This window comes from Stappia sp. (assembly GCF_965276915.1).
Lineage (GTDB): Bacteria > Pseudomonadota > Alphaproteobacteria > Rhizobiales > Stappiaceae > Stappia.
Genome location: NZ_OZ255709.1, coordinates 3,884,918 through 3,897,004 on the forward strand (window position 1 = coordinate 3,884,918; position 12,087 = coordinate 3,897,004).

Here is a 12,087-nt window from a genome sequence, read left to right on the forward strand (position 1 = left end):
TCAGCCGAACTGATCAGCGTAGAATTGCGTCGCCTTGAGCCCGGAGCCGGTCAGGATCACAACCGTCTCCTCGCCGCGCCCGATCCGACCCGCTTCAACGAACTGTCGCAGCCCCGCGACCGCGTGGGCCGAGGTCGGCTCCGTGTAGAACCCCTTTGCGGCGAGGCGCTTGGCCGTGGCGACGATATCGGCCTCCGCTACGGCGGTGCTGTCGCCTCCGGTTCCGCGAATTGCGGCAACCATTTCCGCAAGCCGGATCGGATTGCGAATTGCCGTCCCCTCGGCAACTGTCGACGAATATTCAGGCGCTCGGCCCCCCAGGATTTCCGGATGGAGGGCGTGATGGACCGGACAGCAATTCTCGGGTTGAGTGACGAATATCCGGGGCATCTTCGCGATCTCGCCGGCGGCAAGGAGTTCACGAAAGGCAATGTGGCAGCCAAGCACATTGCTGCCGGCCGCCGCCGGAATGACGATGTTGTCGGGCGCGCGGAAACCGAGATCCTCCCAGATCTCGTAGCCAAGTGTCTTGGTGCCCTGCAGGAACATCGGGTGCCAGTTGTGGCTGGCATAGTAAGTGCGTTCAGCCTCCTGGATCGCGGCCGTTTCCGTGTCCTGGCGCGTACCGGGCACGAGCGTCACCCGGGCCCCGTATGCGCGAAGCTGGGCGATCTTGGCCGGCTGCGTGTAGTGCGGCACGAAGATGCCCACCGCCATGCCGGCGGCCGCGCCATAAGCGGCAATGGCCGCTCCCCCGTTACCGGAACTGTCCTCCACCACCGACGTGATGCCAAGGGAACGCAGATGGGAGATGAGAACCGAAGCGCCCCGATCCTTGAAGGAGCCTGTCGGTGCGAACCATTCGAGCTTCAATCGGCACGAGATGCCATCGATGTCTGCGTTGACGAGTGGCGTCATTCCCTCGCCCAGCGACACCGGCTCCGCGATCCGGGTCGGAAGCGCGGCGGCATAGCGCCAAATCGTGCGAACCCCGGTACGAATGTCGGCGCGATTGATCCCCCGGAGATCGGTCATCATGAGTGGGTTCCCCTCGTCAGACCGCCAGGCGAGCGTATCGATGGGCAGACGGGCGCCATTGCGCGGATCGACGAAGGCGGGGGCTGTTGAGCGGAGCATGGTTCTATCCTTTGACGGCGGCGATCAGCTCGAGTTCGATGTCGAAGCCATGATGGAGTGCGGGAACCGGGATCACGGCGCGTGCCGGCTTGTGGTCGCCGACGAACCGGGCATAGCGGGCATCGAAGCCTGCCCAGTTGGAAATGTCTGTCACGTAGATCGAGACCTTGACGATGTCGGCAACCGTCGCCCCGGCTTTCGCGAGGATCGCCCCCGCGTGAGCGAGGACGAGATCGGCCTGTTCGTCAAACGGCCGAACGGCGAAGCGATCGCCGTCAATCGCCACCGGCAGGATACCCGAAAGGTACAGCGTGCCTTGATGCGCGACGGCCTGGGAATAGTGCCCGAGCGGGAGCGCCGCTTCGGGAGTTTCAATTAGATCGATCGCCATTCGCTCACTTTCCTTGTGCCGCTCGGGAATATCCGCTCCTCGCGGCCGTGTCCCTATTGACCCTTTGGACAAAATGTCAAAAACTGATCTTATGTCAATGACAAAATGTTGAAAGCGGACGAAATGTCAAAAAACTCCGAGCACGATCTCCTTCTTCGCGAGGCGTCCAAGATCGCCGATGCCCTAGCGGAAACCTTCGCCCCGATCTGTGAAGTGGTGCTGCACGACCTCACCAATCCGTCGCATGCGATCGTCAAGATCGAGAACAATATTTCGGGCAGATCTGTTGGCGATCCGGCGACCGAGTTGGGACTTGCTCGCATCTCCGACTCGAATTTTCCGGACAAGCTGGTCAACTATGCGAATACGCTGTCCGACGGCCGGATCGTGAAGAGCACGTCAATTGGATTGAAAGACAGCAAAGGCGCCTATGTCGCGGCGCTTTGCTTGAATGTCGACGTGTCGTACCTGAATGGAATGGCCGATTACATTGGAAGATTGACTGAAATCCGCGATATTGAGGGCGTCTCTGAACGTATCCAGGCACCGCGATCCGATGACATCATCAAATGCGTTCGCGACTTCGCGCTTGCACGAAACAAGGATCCCAGGTCGCTCAACACGTCCGAGAAGCGCGACCTGATGGCCCACCTGCAAGACTTGGGAATGATGTCGCTGAAAGGCTCGATCGATGAGGTCGCGAAGGCACTCGGCGCATCGCGCAGCAGTATTTACTACTACATCAAGTAGAAGAATTGCGGCTAAACTCAAATAGAACAGATTGCTCCCGGAACCAGTCGAGCAACAGCCGCAAGCGCTCCTTCGCCGGGTGGCTGGTCAGGAACACCGCCCAGTATGTCGGGCCGGGCAGCGAGACGTCTGAAAGCGGGACGAGCGTGCCTGCGTTCAATTGATCGCTGACGAGCAGCTCGGAGGCAAGGACAGCCCCCTGGCCGGCCATGGCCGCGTCAAGCGCGTGAACTTCTTCGGAAAACGTCTGGGTGATGTGCGGCCGGCCCGAATCCGCCTGCGCGCGGGCCTGCCATCGCTCCCAGTTCGGCGCATTGGCTGACCCGGACCGCCAGCGATAATGCAGCAACGGCAATGCGAGGATCTCATCCGGTGAAAGCGGCTCCCGGCCTGACAGCAGGCCGGGCGCACAGACCGGTATGATGCGGTCGGGAAACAGCCGGTTCCACTCGGCGTCCGCACCGGGCCGCTCGGCATAGCGGATCGCCATGTCGATGCCCGAGGCGTGCAGATCCGCCACATCGTCATTCGCCTCGATTTCCAGGCTGAGCCCTGTCTGCTCGCGCAGGTGCGGAAGCCGGGGCATCAGCCATCTGCTGGCAAAGGCCATGGTCACGGACAGACGCAGCGGTCCGTCCTGACCATCGGACAGCTGCCCGATGGCGGCGGCAATGCGATCGAGGGAATCCCTGAGCACCGGAAACAGCTTCTCGCCCGCGGGCGAAAGTCTCACCGGACGCGGGTAGCGCCGAAACAGCTCCACGCCCAGGATTTCCTCCAATTGCCTCACCTGATGGCTGATGGCGGTGGGCGTGAGGTGCAACTCCTCGGCCGCGCGCGTGAAATGCAGATGCCGCGCGGCGGCTTCGAAGGCCCGCAGTCCGTGAAGTGGCGGAAGCTTTCGCAAGGTCACGATCTCCTGGGTCAATCACGCCGTCATGATGAATCTGATTCATCGTGCGCCTGAGATATCCGCTTTGGCCAGGCTTTTCCACGGCTGATATCTCCAATGGCAACAGTCATCCACCAGCGAGGAAACACATGACGACGTTGCCGGAAGTTGCTGCAGACGCCCAGGCGGAGACTGCGCAGAAGCCCCAAGTAACCGTCTACTCCGACTATGTCTGCCCGTTCTGCCTGTTGGCGGAAAGCGTCCTGTCGGAGGCGATCGGCGACAGGGACATCTCCGTAAACTGGCGCGCTTTTGAACTGCGCCCCGAACCGGTCCCGACCTTGCGCGTGGAAGACGGCTATCTGCCGGCGATCTGGAAAAACGCTGTCTACCCGCGCGCAGAACAGCTGGGCGTGCGCATCCGGTTGCCGTCGATCTCGCCCCAGCCCCGCACGGCGAAGGCGTTCGAGCTTCTGGCCATGGCGCAGGACAAGGGCCTCGACCACCCCTACTCCATGCGGGTGCTGCGCGCCTTCTTCCAGGACGGCAGCGACATCGGCGACCCCGAAGTTCTGATCAAGCTTGCGGTCGAGGCCGGTCTCGATGCGCAAGAGGCCCGTGCGGCGCTGGACAGTGGCGCCTATGCGGCGCGCCACCGCGAAGCCCTGCGCCACGCCCGCGAGGACATGGCGATTACCTCGGTCCCGACGATCGTCGTCGGCGAGCGGATTTTCCGCGGAACACCGCCGCTGGATGAATTGCGGCGGGCCATCGAAGACCTCGAAACAAACCAATCAGCACATCAGGCAACCGCCTGACGACACGATAACCACGAAAGGAAAATACGATGAGCTGGCTCTATCTCGGAATTGCCGTGATCCTGGAGATCGCGGTTGCAATCAGCGCCGGCAAGGCGAAGGGGTTCACCCATGTCGGATGGACCGCCGCGACCCTCGTCAGCGGGGCTGTCGCGACGTTCTTCCTGAGCCTTGCCCTTCTCACCTTCGATGTCGGCGTGGGCTACGCCATCTGGACCTCTGCGGCCGGCGTCGGAATTGTCGTTCTGGGCGTCGCGTTCTTCGGCCAAACGCTCAACTGGAAGAAGACCCTCGGCATTCTCCTTGTTGTCGGCGGCGTCGTCGGCCTGCGCCTCAGCGGCGCGGCATAACCAGACCCCCGCCAGGCACCTCCCCGCTTTCCATCAGTTTCAAGGATTTTCGACATGACGAAGACAAATCAGGACAATGCAAGCAGCACGCGCGCATGGATAAGCCTGCTCCTCGCCGGAGCTTTCGAGATCGGATACGCGCTCAGCGTTGGCGGCAGCGAGGCCTTCACCGTCCTCAGCTGGTCGGTTGCAGCCATCGTCTTCTTCCTGCTGACGCTTTACTTCCTCAGCGTTGCCTTGCGCACCATCGATGTGGGCATCGGCTACGCGGTATGGGCAGGCATCGGTTCCGTCGGCGCGGCTGCATTCGGCAGCGTGCTTCTCGGCGAGCAGCTCACCCTCGCGCAGGCAGTCTGGCTTGCAGTCATCATCGGCGGCGTCGTCTGGCTCAAGCTTGCCGACAGCGCGAAGCTTCAGGAGCAGCACTGATGTGCGCCGGATCTGGATCCCGCTACCAGAGGCTCATGGAAGAGACCGTGGCCTTTTCCACGGACCATGTTCACCACGGCGGCATTCCGTTCACCGCCCTCGTGGTTGATCGCAACGGCAACATTCTCGGACGCGGCGTCAACCGCGTCCGGGAGCACCACGACCCGACCGCGCATGCCGAAGTCGAGGCGATACGGGACGCCTGCCGCACATACGGCACATCCAGTCTCTCCGGCGCGACGCTGCTGGCATCGGGAGAGCCCTGCGCAATGTGCTACATGAGTGCGCGCTTTGCCGGAATCGCGCACGTGTTCTTCGCCGCGGATCGCAATGAGGCCGCCGAACACGGTTTCGACTACCGCAGCACATACCGGCTCTTCGCCGACGATCCGCTGCACTGGAAGGCGCCTGCGGTCGAAAAGCTCCCGGTCCGGAAACGCCTGGAACCATTCCAGTCTTTCCGTTCAAGACCGGGCGCGCGCTAGAAGCTTCTTCGCCTTGCAAGAACCGCGTCACAACCGAACGTCCGAAACTGGCGGAAGCCGGAAGCCCGCGGCGCGGCGCGGCGAGGATGCCGGGCCAAGCCTCCGGCGCACGTTCAACGTTGGTCAGGAACGGTTATCGGTGCGGATGGGCCTGAATCATTCCCACTCGATTGTTCCCGGGGGCTTGGAGGTGATGTCGTAGGTCACCCGGTTGATGCCCTCGACCTCGTTGATGATCCGCGTCGCGGTCTCGCCGAGGAACTCGTGGGTGAAGGGGTAGTAGTCCGCCGTCATGCCGTCGACCGAGGTCACCGCCCTGAGCGCGCAGGCATAGTCATAGGTGCGCCCGTCGCCCATCACGCCGACGGTGCGCACCGGAAGGATGGCGACGAATGCCTGCCAGATCTCGTCATAGAGCCCGTGCCGGCGGATCTGGTCGATATAGACCGCATCCGCCTTGCGCAGGATGTCGAGCTTGGCGCGGGTGATCTCGCCCGGGCAGCGGATGGCAAGACCCGGCCCGGGGAACGGATGGCGGCCGATGAAGCTTGCCGGCAGGCCGAGCTCGCGCCCGAGCGCCCTCACCTCGTCCTTGAACAGCTCGCGCAAGGGCTCGACCAGCTTCAGCCCCATCTTTTCCGGCAGTCCCCCGACATTGTGATGGCTCTTGATCGTCACCGACGGGCCGCCGGAGAAGGAGACGCTCTCGATCACGTCGGGATAGAGCGTGCCTTGCGCGAGGAACTCGGCCCCCTCGATCGTGTTGGCGTGCTTCTGGAAGACGTCGATGAACAGCCGGCCGATGGTCTTGCGCTTGACCTCAGGGTCGGAGATCCCTTCCAGCGCGCCGAGGAACAGATCCTGTTCGTCGGCATGGATCAGGCGGATGTTGTAGTGGTCGCGGAACATGGTGACGACCTCGTCCGCCTCGTTGAGACGCAGTAGACCGTGATCGACGAAGACGCAGGTAAGCTGGTCGCCGATCGCCTCGTGAATGAGGACGGCGGCAACCGAGCTGTCGACGCCGCCGGACAGGCCGCAGATGACCTTCTTGTCGCCGACCTGCTCGCGGATCTTGCGGATCGCCTCCTCGCGATAGGCGCCCATCGTCCAGTCGCCGGTGAAGCCGGCCAGCCTGACGAAATTCTCGTAAAGCTTGCGGCCGTTCGGCGTGTGATGCACTTCGGGGTGAAACTGCACCGCGTAGAAATTGCGCGACAGGTCTGCGGTGATTGCAAAGGGCGCGTTGGGCGAAGTGCCGAGCACCTCGAAGCCAGGCGCAAGCCGGCTGACATGGTCGCCGTGGCTCATCCAGACCTGCTCGCGGCCGCTTTCGAACCAGCCGTCCAGGATCGGGATGCGGCTCTCCGAGGGAGTCACGTAGGCACGGCCGAACTCCGCCGTGCCGCCGCCGCCGGAAATCTTGCCGCCGTCGACCTTGCCGCCCAGGTCCTGCATCATCACCTGCTGGCCGTAGCAGATGCCCAGGATCGGCACGCCGAGTTCATAGACGGAGGCCGGGGGGCGCGGGGAGCCCTTGCGGGTGACGCTGTCGGGTCCGCCGGAAAAGATCACCGCCTTCGGCCTGAACTCGGTCAGGAACGCGTCGGTGACGTTCTGGAAGGGGTGGATCTCGCAATAGACGTTCAGCTCGCGCAGGCGCCGCGCGATGAGCTGGGTTACCTGCGAGCCGAAATCGATGATGAGGAGCTGGTCGGTCATGGGCAGCTAATACCCAAAGCAGCCCGGGTTTTGAACAGGAATCTGCTTGCCCAGCGCGGGATATCCGCCTGCGTGCCGCAATCTCGCCGGACGACTGCGGATAAGCTGCAGGGATCGCGCCGGGACTTTGACCGCAAGGACGAAGCACCCTACGCTTTTTTTCAAGAGGCAGCCTGAGTCGGCACGGACGAAGAATCGCCCGCGCATCCCTGATCTCAGGCGCCAGAGCGGCTCAGGAGCCAGCAGATCCATGGCGTCATTCCTCTCGCCGCCCGAAGCCTCCGACGCCCTGCTCGCAGCAGCGACCCGCGAGGCTGCCGGCGATTTTGCCGGGGCGCTCGACATCTACCGGACGCTGGTCGCCCGCGATCCGGACGATCTCGAGGCGCGCTACCGGGCCGGCACCGCATTGATGCGCAAGGGCGATCTGGAGGAAGCCGTGACGCTGTTGCGCCAGGTCGTCTTCTCGCAGCCCGAACATCGCGCCGCGCGCGCCAATCTTGGCAACGCCTTCCTGCTGATGGGGCGCGACGAACAGGCCGGCGAGACCTTCCAGCAGGTACTGGAGGAAGACCCGGACAACCGCAACGCACTCTTCGGACTGGCCACCATCCTCAATCGCCTTGCACGCCATGCCGAGGCCGCGCCCCATGCCAGGCGGCTGCTCAAGGCGATGCCGGAAAGCGCCGCCGCGCTGACGCTCGATGCGGACGCACAAGGTCCGCTCGGCAATGTCGCCGGCGCCATCGCGCAATACCGCCACGCGCTGCGGCTGGACGCGGGCTATGTGCCGGCGCTGAAGGGCCTGGCCGACATTCTCTATCGCCAGGGCCGCCTGGACGAGGCCCGCGAGGCCGTCCGGCGCGCCGCCGCCCGCGCACCCGCGGATGCAACCATCCTAGCGCTTGCCGGGACGATCCACCTCGCCGCCGAGCATTGGCCGGAGGCGATCGAGGCCTTCGCCGCCGCGCAGGAAAGCGAGCCGGGCAATGCCGTTCACAGCATCCACCTGAGCCATGCCTGCCGCAAGTCGGGCGACCTTGCCGGCGCCCTGTCGCATGCGCGCGCCGCCTGGGAACTGGATGGCGAGAACAGGGCGGCGGGCAATGCCCTTGGAACCGCATTGGCGGCGGCCGGCGCCGGCCTGCAGGCCCGCAGCGTGCTGATGGCAGCCGGCAGTCGCGACAAGGTGACGGTGAGCGTGTGGCGCGACCTCGACATGCTTATCCCGCACCTGGAACAGCAGGCGCGCGATCAGGCGGACACGATCGCCAGCCAGGCATCGGAACGCGCCGAGAGGCTGCTGGCCTCCGGCAGGGCGCAGGACGGGATCTCCGCGGATGCTGCTTCCCAGACCGGGGCGGACCAAGAGACCCGGGCGCTGGAGGGTTCTCCCGACAGCCCCCTGCCGCAGGCTCCGGACGGAGAAGCTGCACAAGACGAGGGCGACGGGCAGGAGGGAACTCCCTCCATGCCGCTCTTTCCGGGTTTTTGAGGCAGCGCTCTCCAGGGCCGGGAGACGTGTCGTGCGATGGCGGACGGCATCCTGCCAGACCCTTGCTCCGGCAGGATGCGAGAGGCGCAATGGACGGGATTAACCGTCCTCGCGCCGCCTCAGGAGCGCGATGAAGAACCCGTCGGTCGCGGTCCGCGCGGGGCTGAGCGTGGCAAGGCCGGCCGCATCGAAACGCGGACGCGGGGCACTTTCCCCGAACAGCGCGCCCCAGCGCGGCTCCAGCGGCACCACCTCGAACGTCTCATGCGTTTCGAGGAAGGCACCGACCTGGTCGGCATTCTCGCAAGGCAGGAGCGAACAGGTGGCGTAGAGGAGATGACCGCCGGGCCGTACGTAACGGCTCGCGGCATCCAGCACCTCGCGCTGCTCGCGGGTGCGCGCGGCAAGTGCGTTGGGCGTGATGCGCCACTTGGAATCCGGGCGCCTGCGCCATACGCCTGTGCCCGAACAGGGCACATCGACGAAGACGAGGTCCATGCGTCCCTCGAGATCGTCGAGCCCCGTCGTCTCCGGGTCGCGCACCTGGATGTTGCGGGCACCGGCGCGCTGGAGCCGCTCGAAGATCGGCGCGAGCCGCAGCTTGCTGGCGTCATGGGCGTAGATCTGCCCCCGATTGCCCATCGCGCCGGCGAGCGCCAGGGTCTTGCCCCCTCCGCCGGCGCAATAGTCCAGCACCTGCGTCGGTTCGACCGAGGCAGCGACCAGGGCAGCGACCTGGCTTGCTTCGTCCTGCAGTTCGAACCAGCCCTTGCGGAAGCCCTCTTCCGCCTGCACGTGCGGCGCCCGGTCCTTGCCTTGCGGCGGCTCGATGCGCAGCCCCACCGGCGACACCGCCGTCTCGTGCAGCGTCAGGTGGGACAGCTTGCGCAACATCCGCTCGCGGTCGCCCTTCAGCAGGTTGACACGCAGGTCGATCGGCGCGCGCGCGGCGAGCGCCTGTCCCTCGGCAACGCTGTCCGCGCCGAAGGCCGCCTCGAATTGCGGCCAGAGCCAGTCGGGAATGTCGGCCGCCACCTGCGGGACCATGTCGACCGGCTCCGCCGCGGAGAGCCTGGCGGCCTCCTCCTCGCTGGGCGGCGGCGGCGCGAAGCGGTCGCCGTCAAGGGCTGCGGCAAGCCCGTCGAGGCCGAGCCCCCAGATCCGCACATAGGTGGCCATCACAAGCGCGCGCGGACTGTCCTCCGCCATCAGCGCGGCAAGCGACAGGCGCCGGCGCAGCGCGTCGAACACCAGGTTGGCGATGACAAGGCGATCGCCGGACCCGGCGAAACGATGCCCCCGCCCCCAGTCCCGAAGCGCGTCCTGCACCGGACGGCGGGCGCTTTCCACCTCGCCCAGAATCTCGATCGCAGCGGCCAGCCGGCCTCCGTCCTTCATATTCCCTGTCCCCGAATGTTCATGCCCGCAGGGATCGCCCACCCCCCGAACCGTCCAGCACTCGATGAGGCAGCCGGACTGGTCACGGGTTCGCGCACTGGTGGCAGGCGGGCGAATACCGCGCCTGCGGAAGAGCCTGTCTCCGGCTGCTTTATCCGATCCGTCGCCGCTTGCCAACGCCCGGTCGGAAATGCCCAATGTCAATTACGTCAGGTGTCCTCGCGTATTGATTGCAGGCCAAGTCAACTAAAAGTAGATCTTAGTCAGTAATATTTACAGCATACAACTTATACTCAACCAATACGTGTCTTTCCCTAGATGAAGAATAACGCTTCCATAACGTTGAGCGGCGTTTCATCTTAAGGACTGGAGGTGGATGTCATGCAGAAAAACGGAAATCACACGCAAGCAGCTACAACCATGGACCCGGCAAAGGAAATCGAGGCCTGGAAAGCCTATTTCGCGTATGCCGCGCAAGATCTGGGAGGGGAATCGCCGGAAATTCTGGTCGCCTGCGCGCACCGCCTGCTGGAGATGACACAAGAGCAGAAGGGCAATCGCAGGGGCGGAAGGCGGCGCATGCCGGAGCCTGCGACCGCACCCGCCGCCGAGTGAAGGGCACACGGGCGGCGGCCTTTTCCTGAAAACGCAAGGCCGGCTCTCGCCGGCCCTGCCGCGTGGCCTCCACGAAGCACCTCGCCGGAGCCCCGGTTCACACGTTCGAAGGGTAGTTCGGGCTTTCCCGGGTGATCGTTACGTCATGGGCATGGCTCTCGCGCAGCGCCGCGCCCGAAATCCTCACAAACCGCGCCTTATCCTGGAAATCGGTGATCGAGCGGGCCCCGACATAGCCCATCGCGGCACGCAGGCCGCCGCCGAGCTGGTGCAGCACGCTGGCAAGCGGCCCCTTGTAGGGCACCTGCCCCTCGATGCCCTCCGGCACCAGCTTCAACGCGTCGCGCACCTCGGCCTGGAAATAGCGGTCGGCGGAACCGCGCGCCATCGCCCCGACCGAACCCATGCCCCGGTAGGACTTGTAGGACCGGCCCTGGTGCAGATAGACCTCGCCCGGGCTTTCGTCCGTGCCGGCCAGAAGCGAGCCGATCATCGCCGCCGACGCCCCGCCGGCAAGCGCCTTGGCAAGATCGCCGGAATACTTGATGCCGCCGTCGGCGACGATCGGCACACCGTCCTTGTCGGCGACCGAACAGGCTTCCATGATCGCGGTGAGTTGCGGCACGCCGACGCCGGCGACAATCCGCGTGGTGCAGATCGAGCCCGGTCCGATGCCCACCTTGACCGCATCGGCGCCCGCGTCGATCAGCGCGCGCGTACCGTCGGCCGTGGCGACATTGCCGGCCAGCACCTGCACCGAATTCGACTGGGTCTTCACCCGGCGCACCATCTCCAGCACGCGCTCGGAATGGCCATGCGCGGTATCGACGACAAGCAGGTCGACACCGGCATCGATGAGGCGCTCGGCCCGCTCGAAGCCCTCCGGCCCGACGGTCGTCGCCGCCGCAACGCGCAAGCGGCCCTGGTCGTCCTTGGAGGCGTTCGGATTGAGCTGAGCCTTCTCCATGTCCTTCACGGTGATGAGGCCAATGCAGTTCTGATGGTCGTCGACGACAACCAGCTTCTCGATGCGATGGGCATGCAGCAGCTTCTTCGCTTCGGCCTGATTGACCGTATCGCGCACGGTGATCAGCCCATCGCGCGTCATCAGCTCTGCGACCCTCTGGCTCGGATCGGAGGCAAAGCGCACGTCGCGGTTGGTGAGGATACCGACGAGGCGGCCGACAAGCTGGCCGCCGGAACCGCCATTCTCGACCACCGGCACACCGGAAATGCCGAAGCGCTGCATCAGGTCGAGCGCATCCTGCAGCGTCGCGTCCGGGCCGATCACCAGCGGATTGACGACCATGCCGGATTCGAACTTCTTCACCTGGCGAACCTGCTCGGCCTGCTGGTCCATGGTCAGGTTGCGATGGATGACGCCGATGCCGCCGGCCTGCGCCATGGCGATCGCCAGCTTGCCTTCGGTCACCGTGTCCATGGCACTGGAGAGAATCGGGAAATTCAGTTCCAGGCCGCGCGTGACCCGGGTGCGCAGGTCCGTTTCGGCCGGCAGGACCTCCGAATGGCCCGGCATCAGCAGGACATCGTCGAAGGTCAGCGCTTCCGCACCGTGAATGGACTCGTAGAATGCGGGCATTGGCC

The 12,087-nt window shown here is 64.8% G+C and carries 13 protein-coding genes; 7 read left to right on the forward strand and 6 right to left on the reverse strand.

The genetic code is table 11. From position 1 onward, the window contains the following. On the reverse strand, positions 1–1,137 hold the full coding sequence (locus tag ACQY46_RS18020; RefSeq protein ID WP_428697381.1) for a threonine synthase: 1,137 nt from the start codon (positions 1,135–1,137) through the stop codon (positions 1–3). Between the two features lie 4 nt (positions 1,138–1,141). After that, positions 1,142–1,528 (reverse strand): RidA family protein, encoded by a 387-nt coding sequence (locus ACQY46_RS18025; RefSeq protein WP_428697382.1) that lies wholly within the window; start codon positions 1,526–1,528, stop codon positions 1,142–1,144. 108 nt (positions 1,529–1,636) lie between these two features. Between ACQY46_RS18025 and ACQY46_RS18030 the strand changes: the two genes are divergently transcribed. After that, positions 1,637–2,278: a helix-turn-helix transcriptional regulator gene (locus ACQY46_RS18030; protein ID WP_428697383.1), complete on the forward strand. Its 642-nt coding sequence runs from the start codon at positions 1,637–1,639 to the stop codon at positions 2,276–2,278. Here the strand turns inward: ACQY46_RS18030 and ACQY46_RS18035 are convergent. After that, on the reverse strand, positions 2,271–3,206 hold the full coding sequence (locus ACQY46_RS18035) for a LysR substrate-binding domain-containing protein (RefSeq protein ID WP_428697384.1): 936 nt from the start codon (positions 3,204–3,206) through the stop codon (positions 2,271–2,273). The genes ACQY46_RS18030 and ACQY46_RS18035 overlap by 8 nt on opposite strands. A 113-nt stretch (positions 3,207–3,319) precedes the next feature. Between ACQY46_RS18035 and ACQY46_RS18040 the strand changes: the two genes are divergently transcribed. Genes ACQY46_RS18040 through ACQY46_RS18055 form a run of 4 tightly spaced genes read left to right on the forward strand, consistent with a single transcriptional unit; the run spans position 3,320 to position 5,252 of the window. Continuing rightward, positions 3,320–3,988, forward strand: coding sequence for a DsbA family oxidoreductase (locus ACQY46_RS18040; RefSeq protein ID WP_428697385.1), 669 nt, complete (start codon positions 3,320–3,322; stop codon positions 3,986–3,988). A 29-nt stretch (positions 3,989–4,017) separates the two neighbouring features. Then, entirely contained in the window at positions 4,018–4,338 is a 321-nt protein-coding gene (locus tag ACQY46_RS18045; protein WP_428697386.1) for a DMT family transporter, read from the forward strand. A gap of 54 nt (positions 4,339–4,392) precedes the next feature. Beyond that, positions 4,393–4,767 (forward strand): DMT family transporter, encoded by a 375-nt coding sequence (locus ACQY46_RS18050; protein WP_428697387.1) that lies wholly within the window; start codon positions 4,393–4,395, stop codon positions 4,765–4,767. Between the two features lie 35 nt (positions 4,768–4,802). After that, on the forward strand, positions 4,803–5,252 hold the full coding sequence (locus ACQY46_RS18055) for a nucleoside deaminase (protein ID WP_428697388.1): 450 nt from the start codon (positions 4,803–4,805) through the stop codon (positions 5,250–5,252). 156 nt (positions 5,253–5,408) lie between these two features. Here the strand turns inward: ACQY46_RS18055 and guaA are convergent, their stop codons facing one another. Next, positions 5,409–6,974 (reverse strand): glutamine-hydrolyzing GMP synthase, encoded by a 1,566-nt coding sequence (gene guaA, locus ACQY46_RS18060; RefSeq protein WP_428697389.1) that lies wholly within the window; start codon positions 6,972–6,974, stop codon positions 5,409–5,411. Between the two features lie 250 nt (positions 6,975–7,224). Between guaA and ACQY46_RS18065 the strand changes: the two genes are divergently transcribed. After that, on the forward strand, positions 7,225–8,469 hold the full coding sequence (locus tag ACQY46_RS18065) for a tetratricopeptide repeat protein (RefSeq protein ID WP_428697390.1): 1,245 nt from the start codon (positions 7,225–7,227) through the stop codon (positions 8,467–8,469). A 99-nt stretch (positions 8,470–8,568) separates the two neighbouring features. Here the strand turns inward: ACQY46_RS18065 and ACQY46_RS18070 are convergent, their stop codons facing one another. Next, positions 8,569–9,867 carry an RsmB/NOP family class I SAM-dependent RNA methyltransferase gene (locus ACQY46_RS18070; RefSeq protein ID WP_428697391.1) on the reverse strand — a complete coding sequence of 433 codons (1,299 nt, stop codon included), beginning with the start codon at positions 9,865–9,867 and terminating at the stop codon, positions 8,569–8,571. Positions 9,868–10,248: 381 nt separating this feature from the next. On the opposite strand from ACQY46_RS18070, the gene ACQY46_RS18075 reads away from it, so the two are divergent. Continuing rightward, on the forward strand, positions 10,249–10,482 hold the full coding sequence (locus tag ACQY46_RS18075) for a hypothetical protein (RefSeq protein ID WP_428697392.1): 234 nt from the start codon (positions 10,249–10,251) through the stop codon (positions 10,480–10,482). A gap of 97 nt (positions 10,483–10,579) precedes the next feature. On the opposite strand, the gene guaB is transcribed toward ACQY46_RS18075, so the two are convergent. Continuing rightward, on the reverse strand, positions 10,580–12,082 hold the full coding sequence (guaB, locus tag ACQY46_RS18080) for an IMP dehydrogenase (RefSeq protein WP_428697393.1): 1,503 nt from the start codon (positions 12,080–12,082) through the stop codon (positions 10,580–10,582). Between the last annotated feature and the right edge of the window lie 5 nt (positions 12,083–12,087).

What these genes read in the sequence shown, in the direction of transcription:
- ACQY46_RS18025 (WP_428697382.1), bottom strand. Translation starts at nt 1,528, where the DNA reads ATGGCGATCGATCTAATTGAAACTCCCGAAGCGGCGCTCCCGCTCGGG.
- ACQY46_RS18065 (WP_428697390.1), top strand. Translation starts at nt 7,225, where the DNA reads ATGGCGTCATTCCTCTCGCCGCCCGAAGCCTCCGACGCCCTGCTCGCA.
- guaA (WP_428697389.1), bottom strand. Translation starts at nt 6,974, where the DNA reads ATGACCGACCAGCTCCTCATCATCGATTTCGGCTCGCAGGTAACCCAG.
- ACQY46_RS18045 (WP_428697386.1), top strand. Translation starts at nt 4,018, where the DNA reads ATGAGCTGGCTCTATCTCGGAATTGCCGTGATCCTGGAGATCGCGGTT.
- ACQY46_RS18070 (WP_428697391.1), bottom strand. Translation starts at nt 9,867, where the DNA reads ATGAAGGACGGAGGCCGGCTGGCCGCTGCGATCGAGATTCTGGGCGAG.
- ACQY46_RS18020 (WP_428697381.1), bottom strand. Translation starts at nt 1,137, where the DNA reads ATGCTCCGCTCAACAGCCCCCGCCTTCGTCGATCCGCGCAATGGCGCC.
- ACQY46_RS18055 (WP_428697388.1), top strand. Translation starts at nt 4,803, where the DNA reads ATGGAAGAGACCGTGGCCTTTTCCACGGACCATGTTCACCACGGCGGC.
- ACQY46_RS18050 (WP_428697387.1), top strand. Translation starts at nt 4,393, where the DNA reads ATGACGAAGACAAATCAGGACAATGCAAGCAGCACGCGCGCATGGATA.
- guaB (WP_428697393.1), bottom strand. Translation starts at nt 12,082, where the DNA reads ATGCCCGCATTCTACGAGTCCATTCACGGTGCGGAAGCGCTGACCTTC.
- ACQY46_RS18040 (WP_428697385.1), top strand. Translation starts at nt 3,320, where the DNA reads ATGACGACGTTGCCGGAAGTTGCTGCAGACGCCCAGGCGGAGACTGCG.
- ACQY46_RS18075 (WP_428697392.1), top strand. Translation starts at nt 10,249, where the DNA reads ATGCAGAAAAACGGAAATCACACGCAAGCAGCTACAACCATGGACCCG.